The sequence below is a fragment of the Citrobacter sp. Cf118 genome (assembly GCF_030334095.1).
GTDB classification, from domain to species: Bacteria; Pseudomonadota; Gammaproteobacteria; order Enterobacterales; family Enterobacteriaceae; genus Citrobacter; species Citrobacter freundii.
This window is the reverse complement of sequence record NZ_JAOWES010000087.1, coordinates 911784-931819: the sequence shown is the minus strand read 5'-3', so window position 1 is coordinate 931819 and position 20036 is coordinate 911784. Positions and strand designations below refer to the sequence as shown.

Here is a 20036-nt window from a genome sequence, read left to right as displayed (position 1 = left end):
GATTCGAACCCCGGATACGTTGCCGTATACACACTTTCCAGGCGTGCTCCTTCAGCCACTCGGACACCTCACCATATTGTATTGCTGCCTGACCGCTTGGGGGGCAACGGGGCGCTACTATAGGGAGTTGCGCTAAAACGGTCAAGCAGAATTTACGTGTTAACTCTCGTTTGGTTACGCAATATACATATTCCTCCGCCCAGGCAGGCGCGGAGGATAGGATTAGCGCTGAGAGTCCAGTTTTTCGCCGTTGGTCACGACTTCCTGGGCTTTACTGTAGCTCTCGATCAGCAACTGATAAGCCGGGAAGACTTTGGTATACACTTCCGCCCATTCGGCGGCGTCTTCACGGTTCCATGTGCCCTGAATTTCAGACGCGACGGCGGCGGTATCCATCGGCACGACGCCAGCCTGAACAACGCGAGCCAGGGTGATTTCCTGCGCCATTTTGCTGTAAGTACCGGAAGCGTCGATCACTACGAAGACCTTATAGCCTTCCGCAACCGCGCTGATAGCCGGGAAAGCCATGCACACGCTGGTAATCGTACCGGCGATAATCAGCGTCTTACGACCTGTTGCTTTGACCGCTTTCACGAAGTCTTCGTTATCCCAGGCGTTGATTTCGCCTTTACGCGCCACGTATTGGGCATGTGGCGCATTAGCGTGGATCTCGGGGATCAGCGGGCCGTTAGGTCCCTGCGGTACGGATGCCGTGGTAATCACCGGTATCTTCGCCAGGGTCGCCATTTTAGCCAGCGCGGCGGCACGCGCACGCAGTTCTGGCATTGGCATGTCGCCGACGGTCTGGAACAACCCGCTCTGATGATCGATAAGCAGCATGACGGAATCATTTACATCGATGACCGGACGTGAACCATTAAAGTTTGCAGGACTGGACATATTCTTCTCCTTCGATTCAGATTTGGCCAAAGCGGCCGGAGTTAAAATCGCGTACGGCTTCAGCGATTTCTTGTTTCGTGTTCATTACAAACGGACCGTAACCAACAATCGGCTCGTTCAACGGTTCTCCAGAAAGCAGCAGCACGCTGGCGTCGCTGGAGGCTTCAATATGCAGCGTTTTCCCTTGCTGGCTCAGCACCACCAGTTGCGCTTCGCTGGCAGACGTAGTGCCGTTTACGGTGATATTCCCTTTCAATACCACCAGCGCAGTGCTCCATCCTTCCGGCTGGGACAACGTGAGCTGATGATTACGTTGTAAACGCATATCCCAAACGTTCAGCGGCGAGAAGGTATGTGCCGGGCCTTTTGTATCCTGATAGCTGCCCGCAATCACCCGAACGCTTCCTGCTTCATCAGGCAGGGCGACAGAGGGGATCACATCGCTGCTGATGCCCTGGTAACCCGGAACGGCCATTTTGTCTTTTGCTGGCAGATTGACCCACAGCTGTACCATTTCCAGTTCGCCGCCCTGACGGGTAAATTCTGGTGAATGGAACTCTTCGTGTAATATTCCTGCACCCGCGGTCATCCACTGCACGTCGCCGGGGCCGATAATGCCGCCGCGACCGGTTGAATCACGGTGTTCAACTTCGCCGCTGTAAACGATGGTCACCGTCTCAAAACCACGGTGAGGGTGCTCGCCTACGCCGCGTTTTTCGTTACCCGGCGTAAACGTATGTGGACCGGCGTAATCCAGCAGCAGGAACGGACTTAGTTGCTCAGCATGAGACTGGTAAGAAAACATCGAGCGAACCGGAAATCCATCGCCAACCCAGTGCGGGCGAGGTGCGGTGTAGACGCCTGTTACGTGTTTCATTTGTGTCTCCTCAGTGGCGTTATCTTGATGTGAATAAGCTTATATTCATGACAGCGAGCTGAGTAGTAGCTAAAATAGCTCTCACTGTCTCATAAATAGGACAATTAGATGACGAAGCCAGATCTCAATGATTTTGCATGGTTTGTGCATGTTGTAGAGGAAGGAGGATTCGCGGCGGCGGGTCGGGCGCTTGATGAACCGAAATCAAAACTAAGCCGACGGATAGCGCAACTGGAAGAGAGGCTGGGAGTTCGACTGATTCAGCGAACCACCCGCCAGTTTAACGTGACGGAAGTGGGGCAAACCTTTTACGAACACTGTAAGGCGATGTTGGTTGAAGCGCAGGCGGCGCAGGATGCCATTGCCGCGTTACAGGTTGAACCGCGTGGCGTGGTGAAGTTGACGTGCCCGGTCACGTTGCTGCATGTGCATATCGGGCCAATGCTTGCTCGTTTTATGGCGCGTTATCCTGACGTATCAGTGCAACTGGAGGCGACAAATCGCCGTGTTGACGTCGTTGGAGAAGGTCTGGACGTGGCGATTCGTGTCAGGCCTCGACCATTTGAGGATAGCGACCTGGTGATGCGTGTGCTGGCGGACAGGGGGCATCGTTTGTATGCCAGCCCGCAGTTAATCGAGCAAATGGGGGCGTTACACTCTCCGGCGGAGCTGACACGCTGGCCTGGTTTGAGTCTCGCCTCGGGCAAACATGTACATCGTTGGGAGTTATTTGGCCCGCAGGGCGCGCGGGCAGAAGTGCATTTCACGCCGCGAATGATTACCACGGATATGCTGGCGCTACGTGAAGCCGCAGTTGCCGGTGTGGGGGTAGTGCAGCTTCCGCAACTGATGGTAAAAGATCAATTAGCCGCGGGTGAACTGGTGGCGTTGCTCGACGGTTGGGAACCGAAGCGAGAAATTATTCACGCAGTCTTTCCATCACGCAGGGGATTATTGCCGTCAGTGCGCGCGTTAGTAGATTTCTTAACGGAAGAATATGCGCGGATGATTGAGGATTAAATACATATCCTCAGCCCACAAAAAAGGCCGGTTAAACCGACCTTTTATTATCTGGACGCCATTCGGGCGTTAAAAACAATCAGCGACTACGGAAGACAATGCGGCCTTTGCTCAGGTCGTACGGGGTCAGCTCAACAGTCACTTTGTCGCCCGTCAGGATGCGGATATAGTTTTTGCGCATTTTACCGGAGATGTGTGCAGTAACCACGTGACCGTTTTCTAACTCTACGCGGAACATGGTATTAGGTAACGTATCGAGAACGGTACCCTGCATTTCAATATTGTCTTCTTTGGCCATCTAATCCTCTGGGGTATCACTACCGTAATTTGAACCGGCAAGATAATGCCGAAGTTCTTTTAATAAGTAAAGATTTGTGCGTTTAAAACACAGCAAATCGGGTTTGGCGCATTACTCTAACCACACACGGCAAAGCCGCACTTAAAGCGCAACGTGTAAGGGAACGAGGAGATAAACGATAGGCGTTGCCTGACGCGAACTGTTCCTTAACGGCGGCGGGGTAATGGGCTAAACCAACTCTGCGCGACAATTATAACACCCCGACAAAAAATGTGCCGAAAACATTCACCCCTGAGGCGAAAATAACGTCCTGGGAACCCAGAAATGGCTCGGTAGCCGCTGCTGGCGCAGTCTGCTCAGGTGTTCAAGGTACTCCCGACGAGGGGTTTCGACGGCGCCCAGCGAAGCTGTGTGGCTATTTAATACCTGGCAGTCGATTAATTTTCCGCCCTGACGGATAAATTCAGCGCAAAAAACAAGCAGTGCGGTTTTGGACGCATTTTCCTGACGGCTGAACATTGATTCGCCACAAAATAGTGTACCTTGCGCCACGCCATACATACCGCCCACTAATTCATTTTTTCGCCACACTTCAATGGAGTGCGCATGGCCCAGTTCGTGCAGGCGATGGTAGGCGTCCACTACATCATGCGTGATCCAGGTGCCTTCTTCCCGGTCGTTCGCGCAGCCTTCAATCACCTGACCGAACGCGTAATTGAGCGTCACGCGATAAGGCGAGTTTTTATGAAAGCGTTTCATGCTGCGGCTGAGATGAAATTTCTCGGGCCAAAGAATGGCGCGTGGATCGGGCGACCACCAAAGGATGGGGTCGCCAGGCGAAAACCACGGGAAAATTCCGCGCTGATAGGCCATTAATAGTCGGGCTGGACTGAGATCGCCGCCAAGCGCCAACAAACCGTTAGGCTCGCGTAAAGCGCCTTCCGGTGAAGGGAAGGCTATAGAATGACGGGACAATTGCACCAGGCGCATGACTGCGAAACTCCACTACGCGAGTTTGATCGTTCAATAATAGCTTACAGACGTTGCTTAAACTGGTAATAACGTCCCTGCCGGGCTAACAAATCTGCATGATTACCTTGCTCAATAATGTGTCCGTTGTCCATCACTATTATTTGATCAAAACGTGACAAGCCGCGCAGACGATGTGTCACCATCAGTACGGTTTTATCACGCATGGCATCGCCAATTAATTCAAGCATTTGGCTTTCTGTTGTTGCATCAAGTCCTTCGGTCGGTTCGTCCAGCAGCATCAGTGGGGCATCGTGCAATAAGGCACGGGCGATAGCCAGACGACGAAGTTCGCCACCAGAAAGCTGTCGACCCCCTTCGCCTAACCAGGCGTTGAGTCCATCACCCTCAAGCAGTTTGTCCAGACCGACGCGGCACAGCATTGCGGATAATGTGTCATCACTGGCGTGCGGTGCCGCCAGCAGAAGATTGTCGCGAAGCGTCGCGCTGAACAGGTGCACGCGCTGTGGCACGACGCTGATGCTCTGGCGCAGCGTGGTTTCACTGAGGGCTGAAATCGGCTGCTCATTAATCAGAATTTCGCCGTGCTGCGGATCCCATGCACGGGTAAGCAATTGCAGTAACGTTGACTTACCGCATCCGGTGCGACCGAGAATCGCAATATGCTCACCGGGCTGAGCCTGCAGGGAAAGGGTGTCGAGCGCTTTTTGTGCTTGTCCCGGATAACTGAATGATACATCGCGTAGCGTGAGAGTGACCTGCTCAGAAACCGGGGAACCGGCATCCGGGAAGGTGACTTCTGGCTGCTGTTCAGTCAGTTCGGTGATGCGCAGCGCAGAGGCAATAACCTGTCCGAGATGCTGAAACGCGCCGGTGACGGGTGCTAATGCTTCAAATGCGGCCAGCGCACAGAAGACAAACAGCGCGATCAGCGCACCAGGCTGGGTATTGCCACCTACGCCACCTGAGGCCATCCATAACATCACAACCACTGCCAGTGCGCCGACTAACAGCATGACCGCCTGTGATAGCGCCGTTAATTCAGACTGACGTCGTTGGGCTTCATGCCACTGCAACTCAGTGGCTTCCATTTGCGCGCGGTAACGTTCACTGGCACCAAAGATGGTCAGTTCAGCCTGGCCCTGCAGCCAGGATGTTAACTGCTGACGATACTGCCCACGTAAATGCGTCAAGCTTTGCCCGGTGCTTTTACCTGCCTGATAAAAGAGTGGGGGCAAGATAAATAAGGTCAGCAGCATAATACCGCCGAGAGTAATAGCCAGCGTGAAATCGAGAACGCTTAGCCCCAGCGTGACCACCATGATGACGACAAAAGCGCCTACAAGCGGGGAGAGCACGCGTAAATAGAGATGATCGAGCGTGTCGACATCCGCCACCACGCGGTTAAGCAATTCACCTTGTCCATAACGGGACAGGCCAGCAGGAGAGAGCGGCAGCAGTTTGCTGAAGGTATATATACGCAAATGTTGCAGCACGCGGAACGTCGCGTCGTGGCTGACCAATCGCTCGAAATAGCGGCCCGCGGTGCGGGTGATTGCCGCACCGCGTACCCCGGCGGCAGGGAGCATATAGTTAAAACTGTAAATCCCGGTGACACCCACCACAGCAGAAGCCGACAGGAACCAACCGGAAAGCGTCAGCAAACCAATACTTGCCAACAGTGTGACGATCGCCAGAACGATCCCCAGGGTTAACATCCATTTGTGACGTTTATACAGCGTCAGATAAGGTAGCAAAGCGCGCATTTAGATGTCCTCCTGACGATGAGCCAGTAATGTCGCAAACGCCCCGTTGGCTGCGCTAAGTTCTGCATAAGTGCCTTGTTCAACGATCTGTCCGTCCTGCATCACCCAGATAGCGTCCCAGTCGGCAAGGTCTTCAAGTTGGTGTGTCACCATCAGCGTAGTCTGGCGGCGTGACGCTGCGTTCAACGCTTGCATCACGCGTTGTTCGCTGTGTGCATCCAGGCTGGCTGCAGGTTCATCCAGCAGCAGCAACTGACACGGATTGAGTAAGGCGCGAGCCACGGCAACGCGCTGCGCTTGTCCGACAGAAAGTCGAGCCGCCTGATCGCCTACTGGTGTATCTACACCCTGCGGCAGTAGCGGTAAAAACTCACTGACCCAGGCGCTGTCGAGTGCGGCCTGCAGCTGTTCTTCGCTGGCATCGGGGCGAGCGAGCAGCACGTTATCGCGTAACGTGGCGGCAGGGAGCTGCGGATTTTGTCCAACCCAGGACAGCTGTTTGCGCCAGCAATCAGGCGACAGGTCGCGTAGTTCAAAGCCGTTAATTCTCAGCGATCCCTGATAAGAGAGAAATCCGGACAGGACATTGAGCAACGAACTTTTTCCGGAGCCGCTGCGGCCAACCAGCACCGCGCGTTGACCGGCTGGCAGGGTAAAGTTGAGCGGGCCTGCAAGCACTTTACCTTCCGGCGAGGTGATGACCAGATCTCGTGCTTCGATTGACACGGCGTCTTTTGTCGCCAGCTCAATATCGCCACGCTCAGGATGTGCAAGCGGGGTTTCCATGAAGGTTTTCAGACTGTCTGCTGCACCAACGGCTTGTGCTTTGGCGTGATAAAACGTGCCCAGATCGCGCAGGGGCTGGAAAAATTCCGGCGCCAGAATGAGCGCGAGGAAGCCGGCAGCCAATGTGACACCTGTGCCGTAGTGTCCAAAATCGAGTTCGCCAAGGTAGGAAAAGCCGAAGTAAACCGCGACCAGTGCGATGGACAGGGAGGTAAAGAACTCAAGGACACCGGATGACAGGAAAGCCAGGCGCAGGACTTCCATGGTGCGCTGGCGGAAATCCTGTGACGCAGCGCGGATGCTTTCCGTTTCGGCTTCACCGCGACCAAAGATTCTTAGCGTCTCCATGCCCCGCAGGCGGTCGAGGAAATGGCCGCTGAGGCGAGCAAGAGCCTGAAAATTGCGGCGGTTAGCGTCGGCAGCACCCATACCAACCATCGCCATAAACAACGGGATCAGCGGGGCAGTTCCAAGCAGAATAAGGGCGGCCACCCAGTTTGACGGGAATACCGCCGCCACGATCAATAAGGGGACGCATACGGCCAACGCCATTTGCGGCAGATAACGTGCATAGTAATCATGCATATCGTCAATCTGCTCCAGGATCAACGTGGCCCAACTCCCGGCCGGTTTGCCTTGTATCCAGGCCGGACCTGCCTGTTGCAGACGGTCAAGCACCTGGCGGCGAATTTCAAAGCGAATATGCTGCCCTGCGTGAAACCCGACCCGTTCGCGTAACCAGACGACCCATGCCCGCAGGATGAAAATCAATACCAGCACGATGAAAGGAAGCAGAAGCGCCTCTCGGGGAATATTGGCCATGATCATATGGTCCAGAATTCGGGCCATGAGCCAGGCCTGAGCGACAATTAACAGGCCGCTCACGAACCCCAACAGGCGCGAAATGTTCAGCCATCGTTGGGAAATTACACTTTGCTGTTTTAACCAGCGGGTCAGCTCTTTTTGACGGGTTTTATTCATTGCACGCTTAGCAGGTGAGTTATTGGAATTTTTGGGCAGGGCAATGTTACAACGAGGCAAAAATAAAGGCGACTTATAGTCGCCTTTTTTACTTTTGTTACTGATTTGTAAAACTTATTTGCAAGCGCCCGCCAGACCGTCGAGATAACGTTCTGCATCAAGCGCGGCCATACAGCCCGTGCCCGCAGAGGTAATCGCCTGGCGATAAATATGGTCCATCACGTCACCGGCTGCGAAGACACCCGGAATGCTGGTTTGAGTGGCATTGCCGTGAATACCGGACTGAACTTTGATGTAGCCGTTTTCCAGTTCAAGCTGACCGTCGAAAATAGCGGTATTAGGGCTGTGACCGATAGCGACAAATAACCCGGCAACGTCAAGTGATTCCACGTTGTCAGTGTTTTGCGTATCGCGCAGACGCAGTCCGGTTACGCCCATTTGATCGCCGGTCACTTCTTCCAGCGTGCGGTGGGTGTGAAGCACGATGTTGCCGTTTTCAACTTTATCCATCAAACGTTTGATGAGAATTTTCTCCGCGCGGAAGCTGTCGCGACGGTGAATCAAATGCACTTCAGATGCGATATTCGCCAGATATAGCGCTTCTTCAACAGCGGTGTTGCCGCCGCCGATCACCGCAACTTTTTGGTTACGGTAGAAGAAACCGTCGCAGGTCGCGCAGGCGGAAACGCCACGGCCTTTGAATGCTTCTTCTGAAGGCAGACCCAGGTAACGTGCTGAAGCGCCGGTGGCGATGATCAGTGCGTCACAGGTGTATTCACCGCTGTCGCCGGTCAGACGGAAAGGACGGTTTTGCAGATCAACTTTGCTGATGTGATCAAAAATGATTTCAGTGTCAAATTTGGACGCATGTTCGTGCATACGTTCCATCAGCAGCGGGCCAGTAAGATCGTGCGGATCGCCAGGCCAGTTTTCCACTTCTGTTGTTGTGGTCAACTGACCACCTTTTTCCATACCGGTAATCAGTACCGGTTGCAGGTTCGCGCGTGCAGCGTAGACCGCAGCGGTATATCCCGCAGGGCCAGAGCCCAGAATAAGAAGTTTACTGTGTTTGGTTGCGCCCATGAGATCCCCATAGTTGTTGGCAGGCAATGAGCAGGATTGTAGGGAATTTACAGACGTAAAAAAAGAGTATGGCGATTTTGTTAACAATATGTGTAATAGCAGAAACCGATGAACGGGGTGATCAGCCGTAATACTATAACGATTTCTACTTAAAATCGGTCAGTTATAAGGTGATAAAATGACGATTTTCCATCACTGCGAATGAATAACTGGCATGTTGTACTAAAAATCGATGTTTTGCTTTGACAATCCCCTGCTGTTTTGCGAAAACATTCAAGGAAGAAAAAAACTGTGTCATGTATGTGCTGCATAATCATGCATGTAGATACCATGTTTACCGTGTTAGCGAAATCTACGCATGGTGTGGACAGATGCCATTCGTGATGTCGATAGCCGCCGACAGGCAACGGTCTTCTCACCATAAACCCAGACATTGCGAACCGAAAATCCCTCTGGGTTGCGGTTTATTTTGATGGGTAGCGACTCTGAACAGTGATGTTGGTAGAGTCAGGCAGGAGTAGGGAAGGAATACAGAGAGACAATAATAATGGTAGATAGTAAGAAGCGCCCTGGCAAAGATCTCGACCGTATCGATCGTAACATTCTTAATGAGCTGCAAAAGGATGGGCGTATTTCTAACGTCGAGCTTTCTAAACGTGTGGGACTTTCACCAACGCCCTGCCTTGAGCGTGTGCGTCGGTTGGAAAGACAGGGTTTTATTCAGGGCTATACAGCGCTGTTAAACCCGCATTATCTGGATGCATCACTTCTGGTTTTTGTTGAGATTACTCTGAATCGTGGCGCCCCGGATGTGTTTGAACAATTCAACTCTGCAGTACAAAAACTTGAAGAAATTCAAGAGTGTCATTTGGTTTCCGGTGATTTCGACTATTTGCTGAAAACACGCGTACCGGATATGTCGGCATACCGTAAGCTGTTGGGGGAAACCCTGCTGCGTCTGCCTGGCGTGAATGACACACGTACTTATGTAGTCATGGAAGAAGTCAAACAGAGCAATCGTCTGGTAATTAAGACGCGCTAACACGGAACAGGTGCAAAATCGACGCAGTTTGATTACACTCCTGTTAATCCATACAGCAACAGTGCCGGGGTAACCCGGTGCTGTTGTCCGTTTTAGCATCGGGCAGGAAAAGCCTGAAACCTGGAGAGCCGTTTTTGAGCCAGGAATACACTGAAGACAAAGACGTCACATTGACGAAGTTAAGCAGCGGGCGCCGACTTCTGGAAGCGCTACTGATTCTTATTGCCCTTTTTGCAGTCTGGTTGATGGCTGCCTTACTCAGCTTTAACCCTTCGGATCCCAGTTGGTCACAAACCGCATGGCATGAACCTATCCATAATCTGGGGGGAATACCCGGAGCATGGTTGGCGGACACGCTGTTCTTTATTTTTGGCGTCATGGCCTACACCATTCCCGTCATCATTGTTGGCGGCTGTTGGTTTGCCTGGCGACACCAGGCCAGCGACGAATACGTCGATTATTTTGCCGTCTCGCTGCGCATTATTGGCGTTCTGGCGCTGATTCTCACTTCCTGCGGGCTGGCCGCAATTAACGCCGATGACATCTGGTATTTCGCCTCTGGCGGCGTGATCGGCAGTCTGCTCAGCACTACGCTACAACCCTTACTGCACAGCAGCGGCGGCACGCTGACGTTGTTGTGCATTTGGGCGGCGGGATTAACGCTGTTCACCGGTTGGTCATGGGTGAGCATTGCGGAAAAACTGGGCGGCTGGTTACTCAATATCCTGACGTTTGCCAGCAACCGTACCCGCCGCGACGATACCTGGGTCGATGACGAAGAATATGAAGATGAAGAAGAGTCTGTCGATGCCGCTGATGGCAAACCCCATGAATCGCGTCGGGCTCGTATTCTGCGCGGTGCGTTAGCGCGCCGTAAGCGTCTGGCAGAGAAATTTACCAACCCGCTTGGTCGTCATACCGATGCGGCGCTGTTCTCCGGCAAACGCATGGATGATGAAGACGAAATTGAATACAGCGCCCGTGGCGTGGTTGCCGATCCTAACGATGTGCTGTTTTCCGGCAATCGCGCGACGCTGCCTGAATATGACGAGCTTGACCCACTGCTTAACGGCCACTCGGTGACCGAGCCTGTGGCTGCAGCAGCCGCAGCTACAACGGCCGCTCAGGCCTGGAGCGCGCCGGTAGATCCGTTGCTGCAAACCTCGCCCGTGACCAACACTGTTATGGAGCAACCGGCTCCAGCCGTAGCCTGGCAATCCGCACCAGGCCCGCAAACCGGTGATGCCGCGATTGCACCAACGCCTGAAGGTTATCCGCATTCAGCCCAGTACGCGCAACCTCCGGTGCAGCAGCCGTATGAGCCATGGCAACAGCCGGTTGTGGAGGAGAGTCCGCAGCCGCAATATTACGCACCACAGCCGGAACCTGTTTATGCGCAGCCAGTCGCGCCGCAGCCGGAACCTGTTTATCAGCCAGAGCCTGTGCTGCAGCCTGTCTATCAACAGGATCCGACCTCTCAACAGAACGCCACATTCCAGCAGCCTGCTTATCAGCCGGAGCCTGCGCCGCAACCTGTTTATCAGCAGGAATCAATCCCTCAACAGAGCACTACGTTCCAGCAGCCTGTGGTTGAACAACCGCTTGTGGTGGAACCTGAGCCCGTGGTTGAAGAAGTTAAACCGACTCGTCCGCCGCTCTATTACTTTGAAGAAGTCGAAGAGAAACGTGCGCGTGAGCGTGAGCAACTGGCCGCATGGTATCAGCCGATTCCAGAACCTGCTCAGGAGCCTGAGCGTATTAAACCGTCTACGCCATCTATGCCGACGACTGCATCCATACCGCCCGTTGAGTCTGTTGCTGCTGTTGCACCGCTGGCTGCCGGTGTAAAAAGCGCCGCTTTAGGGGCGGGTGCAGCAGCTGCACCTGTCTTTAGCCTTGCGGGCAGCGGTGCGCCGCGTCCGCAGGTGAAAGAGGGGATTGGCCCGCAGTTACCGCGCCCAAATCGTGTGCGCGTGCCTACTCGCCGGGAATTGGCGTCGTATGGCATCAAACTGCCGTCACAGCGTATGGCTGAAGAGAAAGCGCGCGAAGAGCAGCTTGATACAGATGCGTACAATGACGATGAAATGGATGCAATGCAGCAGGACGAGCTGGCACGCCAGTTCGCTCAGTCGCAGCAGCATCGTTATGGCGAAGAGTATCAGGACGATACCCACCAGACTGATGACGAAGATTCAGCCGCAGAAGCGGAACTGGCTCGCCAGTTTGCTTCTTCTCAGCAGCAGCGTTATTCCGGTGAACAGCCTGCCGGAGCGAATCCGTTCTCGCTCGATGACTTTGAATTTTCGCCAATGAAAACGCTGGTAGATGAGGGGCCGCATGAGCCGCTGTTTACGCCTGGCGTGATGCCGGAGCCTGCGCAGCAGTACCAGGAACCTGTTGCACCGCAGCAGCATTATCAGCAACCGGCGCAACCTGTTGCACCGCAGCAGCATTATCAGCAGCCGGCGCAGCCTGTCGCACCGCAGCAGCATTATCAGCAGCCAGCGCAGCCTGTCGCACCGCAGCAGCATTATCAGCAGCCAGCGCAGCCTGTCGCACCGCAGCAACATTATCAGCAGCCAGCGCAGCCTGTTCCGCCGCAGGATAGTCTGATCCATCCGCTGCTGATGCGTAATGGCGACAGCCGTCCGGTGCACCGTCCAAGCACGCCGCTGCCATCGTTAGATCTACTCACACCGCCGCCGAGCGAGGTTGAGCCGATAGATACGTTCGCGCTGGAGCAAATGGCACGTCTGGTGGAAGCGCGTCTGGCGGATTTCCGCATTAAAGCCGATGTAGTGAACTACTCTCCAGGCCCAGTGATTACCCGCTTTGAGCTTAATCTGGCTCCTGGGGTTAAAGCGGCGCGTATTTCCAACCTGTCGCGCGATCTGGCGCGTTCATTGTCGACCGCAGCGGTACGTGTGGTCGAGGTTATTCCAGGCAAACCGTATGTCGGACTGGAGTTACCGAATAAAAAACGTCAAACCGTTTATCTGCGTGAAGTGCTGGATAACGCTAAATTCCGTGATAATTCATCTCCGCTGACTGTGGTGCTGGGTAAAGATATTGCGGGCGAACCGGTGGTGGCCGATCTGGCAAAAATGCCGCACCTGCTGGTAGCAGGGACAACCGGATCCGGTAAGTCTGTTGGGGTGAATGCCATGATCCTCAGCATGCTGTACAAGGCGCAGCCGGAAGACGTTCGCTTTATCATGATTGACCCGAAAATGCTGGAACTGTCGGTTTATGAAGGCATTCCGCATCTGCTGACCGAAGTCGTGACCGACATGAAAGATGCTGCTAACGCCTTGCGCTGGAGCGTCAATGAAATGGAACGTCGCTACAAGCTGATGTCGGCGCTTGGCGTGCGTAACCTTGCCGGTTATAACGAGAAAATCGCCGAAGCCGCCCGCATGGGGCGTCCGATTCCGGACCCTTACTGGAAGCCGGGTGACAGTATGGATGTTCAGCATCCGGTGCTGGAAAAACTGCCGTATATTGTTGTGCTGGTGGATGAATTCGCCGACCTGATGATGACGGTTGGCAAAAAGGTGGAAGAACTGATTGCTCGTCTGGCGCAAAAAGCGCGTGCGGCAGGGATCCACCTGGTGCTGGCAACCCAGCGACCGTCGGTTGACGTTATCACCGGACTGATTAAAGCGAACATTCCAACGCGTATCGCCTTTACCGTGTCCAGTAAAATTGACTCGCGTACCATCCTTGACCAGGGCGGAGCGGAATCGCTGTTAGGTATGGGTGACATGCTCTATTCCGCACCGAACTCGACGATCCCTGTGCGTGTTCACGGCGCCTTTGTCCGCGACGAAGAAGTTCACGCAGTGGTTCAGGACTGGAAAGCGCGCGGTCGTCCACAATACGTCGACGGCATTACTTCTGACAGCGAAAGCGAAGGAGGCGGTGGCGGCTTTGATGGTGGCGAAGAGTTGGATCCGCTGTTCGATCAGGCGGTAAACTTTGTGACCCAGAAACGCAAAGCCTCAATCTCCGGCGTCCAGCGTCAGTTCCGCATCGGCTACAACCGAGCGGCGCGCATCATCGAGCAGATGGAAGCGCAGGGTATTGTCAGCGAACAAGGGCATAATGGTAATCGTGAAGTGCTGGCTCCGCCGCCCTTCGAATGATTGCAAAGTTAAGTAATTCAGTATTTTCTACTTTCCTCATGCTGATTTTTGGCCTGAAATGGATAGCAGAGGGATCTCCCCGTTGGGAGTGACGTATTTTGAGGAATAACGATGAAAAGAATCGCAATCACCTGTGCATTACTGTCGAGCTTTGTGGTGAGCAGTGTCTGGGCTGACGCTGCCAGCGACCTGAAAAGCCGTCTGGATAAAGTCAGTAGCTTCCATGCCAGCTTTACTCAGAAGGTCACGGACGGCAGCGGCGCAGCGGTGCAGGAAGGTCAGGGTGATTTATGGGTTAAACGTCCTAATCTGTTTAACTGGCATATGACCCAGCCTGATGAGAGCATCCTGGTTTCCGATGGGAAAACGCTGTGGTTCTTTAATCCGTTTGTTGAACAGGCGACCGCGACCTGGCTGAAAGACGCCACGGGCAATACGCCGTTCATGCTGATCGCGCGTAACCAGGCCAGTGACTGGCAGCAGTACAACATTAAGCAAAACGGCGATGATTTCGTGCTGACGCCAAAAACCAGCAGCGGTAACCTGAAGCAGTTTACGATCAATGTTGGGCGTGACGGAACGATCCATCAGTTTAGCGCCGTTGAGCAAGACGATCAGCGCAGCAGCTATCAGCTGAAATCTCAGCAGAATGGTGCGATTGAACCTTCCAAATTCACCTTTACCCCGCCGCAAGGTGTAACGGTTGACGATCAACGTAAGTAGAGGCGTGTGAGTGAGCAATCTGTCGCTCGACTTTTCTGATAATACCTTTCAGCCACTGGCCGCGCGTATGCGGCCAGAAAATTTAGCGCAGTATATCGGCCAGCAGCATTTGCTGGCTGCGGGTAAACCCTTGCCGCGCGCTATCGAGGCGGGACACCTGCACTCCATGATTTTATGGGGACCTCCGGGGACGGGAAAAACTACGCTTGCCGAAGTCATTGCCCGTTACGCCAACGCCGATGTCGAACGCATTTCGGCGGTTACGTCTGGTGTAAAAGAGATTCGTGAAGCGATTGAGCGTGCACGTCAGAACCGTAACGCTGGTCGGCGTACGATCCTGTTTGTCGACGAAGTTCACCGTTTTAATAAAAGCCAGCAGGATGCGTTTTTACCGCATATTGAAGACGGTACCATCACGTTTATTGGCGCCACCACCGAAAACCCCTCGTTTGAACTGAACTCGGCGCTGCTGTCACGCGCACGCGTTTACTTACTGAAATCGTTAACCACCGACGATATTGAACAGGTGCTGGACCAGGCGATGTCAGATAAAGCGCGGGGTTACGGCGGCCAGGATATCGTACTGCCGCCAGAGACGCGTCGGGCTATTGCCGAACTGGTTAATGGTGACGCGCGCCGGGCGCTGAATACGCTGGAAATGATGGCCGATATGGCCGAAGTTGATGATTCTGGCAAGCGCGTATTGAAACCAGAATTGCTCACTGAAATTGCCGGTGAGCGCAGCGCACGCTTCGATAATAAAGGCGATCGCTTTTATGATCTCATCTCCGCATTACATAAATCGGTTCGCGGCAGTGCACCGGATGCCGCGCTTTATTGGTATGCGCGCATCATTAGTGCAGGCGGTGACCCGCTGTATGTTGCTCGTCGCTGCCTGGCAATTGCCTCTGAAGATGTGGGCAATGCTGATCCTCGTGCCATGCAGGTGGCAATTTCCGCATGGGACTGCTTTACCCGCGTGGGACCAGCGGAAGGCGAACGTGCGATTGCTCAGGCGATTGTTTATCTGGCCTGCGCGCCGAAAAGTAATGCAGTTTACACCGCCTTCAAAGCCGCGCTGGCTGATGCACGTGAACGTCCGGATTACGACGTGCCGGTTCACCTGCGCAATGCGCCGACGAAGCTGATGAAGGAGATGGGCTACGGTCAGGAATATCGTTACGCCCATGATGAGCCAAATGCCTATGCCGCCGGAGAAGAGTACTTCCCGCAGGAAATGGCACAAACGCGCTATTATCACCCCACAAACAGAGGTCTTGAAGGCAAGATTGGCGAAAAGCTCGCCTGGCTCGCCGGACAGGATCAAAATAGCCCTATAAAACGCTACCGTTAGTGTTATCGTTGCGGTAATGTTGTCTCTGTATCCCTGTGACCGCAGGCTGTGGTCACTTTCTCCTATTTTAATTCGATAAGCACAGGATAAGCATGCTCGATCCCAATCTGCTGCGTAATGAGCCAGACGCAGTCGCAGAAAAACTGGCAAGCCGGGGCTTTAAGCTGGATGTAGATAAGCTGCGCGCTCTTGAAGAGCGTCGTAAAGTTCTGCAGGTACAAACTGAAAACCTGCAGGCAGAGCGTAACTCTCGATCGAAATCCATCGGCCAGGCAAAAGCGCGCGGGGAAGATATCGAGTCTTTACGTCTGGAAGTGAACAAACTGGGCGAAGAGCTGGATGCCGCGAAAGCTGAACTTGATACCTTACAGGCCGAGATCCGCGATATTGCGCTGACCATTCCTAACCTTCCAGCGGACGAAGTTCCGGTGGGTAAAGATGAAAATGACAACGTCGAAGTCAGCCGCTGGGGTACACCACGTGAGTTTGATTTCGAAGTGCGCGATCACGTTACTCTGGGTGAAATGCACACGGGTCTTGATTTCGCCGCAGCGGTTAAGCTGACTGGCTCTCGTTTCGTTGTTATGAAAGGCCAGATCGCGCGCATGCACCGTGCGCTGTCTCAGTTCATGCTGGATCTGCATACCGAACAGCATGGTTACAGCGAAAACTACGTTCCGTATCTGGTTAACCATGACACGCTGTACGGAACAGGCCAACTGCCGAAATTTGCTGGCGATCTGTTCCACACCCGTCCGCTGGATGAAGAAGCTGACAGCAGCAACTATGCGCTGATCCCAACTGCAGAAGTGCCGCTGACCAACCTGGTGCGTGACGAAATCATTGACGAAGATGCGCTGCCGATCAAAATGACTGCGCATACGCCGTGCTTCCGTTCTGAAGCAGGTTCTTACGGTCGTGATACCCGTGGTCTGATCCGTATGCACCAGTTCGATAAAGTTGAGATGGTGCAGATCGTTCGCCCGGAAGATTCGATGGATGCGCTGGAAGAGATGACCGGTCATGCTGAGAAGGTCCTGCAACTGTTGGGTCTGCCGTATCGCAAGATCATCCTGTGCACAGGCGACATGGGCTTCGGCGCATGCAAAACCTACGATCTGGAAGTGTGGATCCCGGCGCAGAACACCTATCGCGAAATCTCCTCTTGCTCCAACGTGTGGGATTTCCAGGCTCGTCGTATGCAGGCGCGTTGCCGCAGTAAATCCGATAAAAAGACCCGTTTAGTACATACGCTGAATGGTTCTGGTCTGGCGGTAGGACGTACGCTGGTTGCGGTAATGGAAAACTATCAGCAGGCTGATGGTCGCATTCAGGTTCCGGAAGTGTTGCGTCCGTACATGAATGGCCTGGAATTCATCGGCTAAGCTACCTTTCCCTGCTAAAAAAGCGCCTCCGGGCGCTTTTTTTATGCCCGTTTGACGTCGGACAATAACGACTACCTCCATAGGAGTAATACTGCCTTCAAATGAAAGTCAGTATTTATCTCTGTCTTTTCGCAAATTCAGTATCTACCAGTCTGTATATCGATAGTAACGTTATATAAAAATCTATACAACGAATATTTGCCTTTTGTTTATTGTGAGCAGCAGAGTGAGCCACTATGAAAACTAAGATCCCCGATGCCATGCTGGCAGCTGAGGTTAGTCGCCGAGGTTTGGTGAAAACGACGGCGATAGGCGGACTGGCAGTGGCCAGTAGCGCGTTTACCCTGCCATTTACCCGTATTGCAAATGCTGCAGAAGCCCTTAATCCAACACAGGCCAGTGAGAAAGTCATCTGGAGCGCGTGTACGGTGAACTGTGGTAGCCGTTGCCCGCTGCGTATGCATGTGGTAGATGGTGAAATAAAGTATGTCGAAACCGACAACACCGGTGATGACAACTATGACGGCCTGCACCAGGTACGCGCCTGTCTGCGAGGTCGCTCCATGCGTCGTCGCGTCTATAATCCCGATCGTCTGAAATACCCGATGAAACGCGTCGGCAAACGTGGCGAAGGTAAATTTGAACGTATCAGCTGGGATGAAGCCTACGACATCATTGCCAGCAATATGCAGCGTCTTATCAAAGACTACGGCAACGAGTCTATCTACCTGAACTACGGCACAGGTACGCTGGGCGGCACCCTGACACGCTCCTGGCCACCGGGCAAAACGCTGGTAGCACGATTGATGAACTGCTGTGGTGGCTACCTGAATCACTACGGTGACTACTCTTCAGCGCAAATCGCTGCGGGGTTGAACTACACCTACGGCGGCTGGGCAGACGGTAACAGCCCGTCAGACATTGAAAACAGCAAGCTGGTGGTTCTGTTCGGGAATAACCCAGGTGAAACCCGTATGAGCGGGGGTGGGGTAACCTATTACCTTGAACAGGCGCGACAGAAATCCAATGCCCGCATGATCATTATCGATCCTCGCTACACGGATACTGGCGCGGGTCGTGAAGATGAGTGGATCCCCATCCGTCCGGGTACGGATGCCGCGCTGGTAAATGGGCTGGCGTATGTTCTGATCACCGAAAACATGGTTGATCAACCGTTCCTTGACAAATATTGCGTAGGTTACGACGAGAAAACCTTACCGGCCGATGCACCGAAAAACGGTCACTATAAGGCGTATATTCTTGGGCAGGGCAAAGACGGTATTGCCAAGACCCCGGAATGGGCTGCGCAAATTACCGGGATTCCTGCTGAACGAATCGTCAAACTGGCACGTGAAATCGGTAGCGCTAAACCGGCATACATCAGCCAGGGGTGGGGACCGCAGCGTCATGCTAATGGTGAAATAGCGACCCGCGCCATTTCTATGCTGGCTATTCTGACCGGTAACGTTGGGATTAACGGCGGCAACAGCGGGGCGCGTGAGGGCTCATACAGTTTGCCGTTTGAACGTATGCCTACGCTGGAAAACCCTGTAGAAACCAGTATCTCGATGTTTATGTGGACGGACGCCATTGAGCGAGGTCCGGAGATGACGGCGCTGCGTGACGGTGTTCGTGGTAAAGATAAGCTCGATGTTCCGATTAAGATGATCTGGAACTATGCGGGTAACTGCCTGATTAACCAGCACTCCGACATCAACCGCACACACGAAATCCTACAGGATGATAAGAAGTGCGAGATGATCGTTGTCATCGACTGCCATATGACCTCCTCGGCGAAATACGCGGATATTTTGCTGCCGGACTGTACCGCTTCGGAGCAGATGGACTTCGCACTGGATGCCTCCTGCGGGAATATGTCGTATGTGATTTTCACCGATCAGGCGATCAAACCACGTTTCGAATGCAAGACTATCTATCAGATGACCAGCGAGCTTGCGAAACGCCTGGGCGTTGAGCAGCAGTTTACAGAAGGTCGCACTCAGGAAGAGTGGATGCGTCATCTGTACGAGCAGTCGCGCAAAGCGATTCCTGAACTGCCAACGTTTGAAGAATTCCGCAAGCAGGGGATCTTTAAACAGCGTGACCCACAGGGGCATCACGTGGCGTACAAGGCGTTCCGTGAGGATCCTGACGCCAATCCGCTGACTACTCCGTCAGGTAAGATCGAAATTTATTCGCAGCAACTTGCCGAGATCGCGGCGACCTGGGAACTGCCGGAAGGTGATGTGATTGATCCACTGCCGATTTATACCCCAGGATTTGAAAGCATAAACGATCCGCTGGTGGAGAAATTCCCTCTGCAACTGACCGGTTTCCATTACAAGTCTCGTGTGCACTCGACCTATGGCAACGTGGATGTTCTGAAAGCATCCTGCCGTCAGGAAATGTGGATCAACCCGATGGATGCGCAGAGACGCGGCATTAACAACGGCGACAAGGTGCGCATCTTTAACGATCGTGGTGAAGTGCACATCGAGGCTAAAGTAACGCCGCGTATGATGCCTGGCGTGGTGGCACTAGGCGAAGGGGCGTGGTATGACCCGGACGCAAAACGCGTGGACCAGGGCGGTTGTATTAACGTCCTGACGACCCAGCGTCCGTCTCCTCTCGCGAAGGGGAACCCATCACACACGAACCTTGTTCAGGTTGAAAAGGTGTAAGG

14 protein-coding genes and 1 tRNA gene (1 of these 15 only partly in view) are annotated in these 20036 nt (G+C 53.7%); 7 read left to right on the top strand and 8 right to left on the bottom strand.

Annotated features, from left to right (window positions below; all coding sequences use genetic code 11):
* From OGX67_RS19770 to OGX67_RS19760, 3 genes are all read right to left on the bottom strand, one after another.
* Positions 1–73 (bottom strand) — tRNA-Ser (locus OGX67_RS19770) (it extends 90 nt beyond the left edge of the window).
* Between the two features lie 149 nt (positions 74–222).
* Positions 223–900, bottom strand: a complete 678-nt coding sequence (locus tag OGX67_RS19765; protein ID WP_046669941.1) for a hydrolase — start codon at positions 898–900, stop codon at positions 223–225.
* A 16-nt stretch (positions 901–916) separates the two neighbouring features.
* Entirely contained in the window at positions 917–1777 is an 861-nt protein-coding gene (locus OGX67_RS19760; RefSeq protein WP_003035384.1) for a pirin family protein, read from the bottom strand.
* Between the two features lie 108 nt (positions 1778–1885).
* Between OGX67_RS19760 and OGX67_RS19755 the strand changes: the two genes are divergently transcribed.
* The gene (locus OGX67_RS19755; protein WP_003847025.1) at positions 1886–2797 is read left to right on the top strand and encodes a LysR family transcriptional regulator; all 912 of its coding nucleotides are present in this window, start codon (positions 1886–1888) and stop codon (positions 2795–2797) included.
* 79 nt (positions 2798–2876) lie between these two features.
* On the opposite strand, the gene infA is transcribed toward OGX67_RS19755, so the two are convergent.
* The 5 genes from infA to trxB all read right to left on the bottom strand — a co-directional run bounded on the left by infA (position 2877) and on the right by trxB (position 8701).
* On the bottom strand, positions 2877–3095 hold the full coding sequence (gene infA, locus OGX67_RS19750) for a translation initiation factor IF-1 (RefSeq protein ID WP_002211347.1): 219 nt from the start codon (positions 3093–3095) through the stop codon (positions 2877–2879).
* 285 nt (positions 3096–3380) lie between these two features.
* Positions 3381–4085 (bottom strand): leucyl/phenylalanyl-tRNA--protein transferase, encoded by a 705-nt coding sequence (aat, locus tag OGX67_RS19740; RefSeq protein ID WP_003035721.1) that lies wholly within the window; start codon positions 4083–4085, stop codon positions 3381–3383.
* Between the two features lie 44 nt (positions 4086–4129).
* Complete coding sequence (gene cydC, locus OGX67_RS19735; RefSeq protein ID WP_071697296.1) at positions 4130–5851, bottom strand: heme ABC transporter ATP-binding protein/permease CydC; 1722 nt, start codon at positions 5849–5851, stop codon at positions 4130–4132.
* A complete protein-coding gene (gene cydD, locus OGX67_RS19730) occupies positions 5852–7618 on the bottom strand; it encodes a heme ABC transporter permease/ATP-binding protein CydD (RefSeq protein WP_048219191.1) in 1767 nt (588 codons plus the stop codon). It abuts the gene before it with no gap.
* Between the two features lie 114 nt (positions 7619–7732).
* On the bottom strand, positions 7733–8701 hold the full coding sequence (trxB, locus tag OGX67_RS19725) for a thioredoxin-disulfide reductase (RefSeq protein WP_257651860.1): 969 nt from the start codon (positions 8699–8701) through the stop codon (positions 7733–7735).
* A gap of 547 nt (positions 8702–9248) precedes the next feature.
* Here trxB and lrp point away from each other — a divergent pair.
* The 6 genes from lrp to dmsA all read left to right on the top strand — a co-directional run bounded on the left by lrp (position 9249) and on the right by dmsA (position 20034).
* Positions 9249–9743 carry a leucine-responsive transcriptional regulator Lrp gene (lrp, locus tag OGX67_RS19720; RefSeq protein ID WP_002439523.1) on the top strand — a complete coding sequence of 165 codons (495 nt, stop codon included), beginning with the start codon at positions 9249–9251 and terminating at the stop codon, positions 9741–9743.
* A 134-nt stretch (positions 9744–9877) separates the two neighbouring features.
* Positions 9878–13891, top strand: a complete 4014-nt coding sequence (gene ftsK, locus OGX67_RS19715; protein WP_257651861.1) for a DNA translocase FtsK — start codon at positions 9878–9880, stop codon at positions 13889–13891.
* A 111-nt stretch (positions 13892–14002) separates the two neighbouring features.
* Complete coding sequence (lolA, locus tag OGX67_RS19710; protein WP_003831898.1) at positions 14003–14614, top strand: outer membrane lipoprotein periplasmic chaperone LolA; 612 nt, start codon at positions 14003–14005, stop codon at positions 14612–14614.
* A 10-nt stretch (positions 14615–14624) separates the two neighbouring features.
* Entirely contained in the window at positions 14625–15968 is a 1344-nt protein-coding gene (rarA, locus tag OGX67_RS19705; RefSeq protein ID WP_003836910.1) for a replication-associated recombination protein RarA, read from the top strand.
* A 92-nt stretch (positions 15969–16060) separates the two neighbouring features.
* Positions 16061–17353, top strand: a complete 1293-nt coding sequence (serS, locus tag OGX67_RS19700; protein ID WP_003836908.1) for a serine--tRNA ligase — start codon at positions 16061–16063, stop codon at positions 17351–17353.
* Positions 17354–17589: 236 nt separating this feature from the next.
* Positions 17590–20034 carry a dimethylsulfoxide reductase subunit A gene (gene dmsA, locus OGX67_RS19695; protein ID WP_003836906.1) on the top strand — a complete coding sequence of 815 codons (2445 nt, stop codon included), beginning with the start codon at positions 17590–17592 and terminating at the stop codon, positions 20032–20034.
* The last annotated feature ends 2 nt before the right edge of the window (positions 20035–20036 follow it).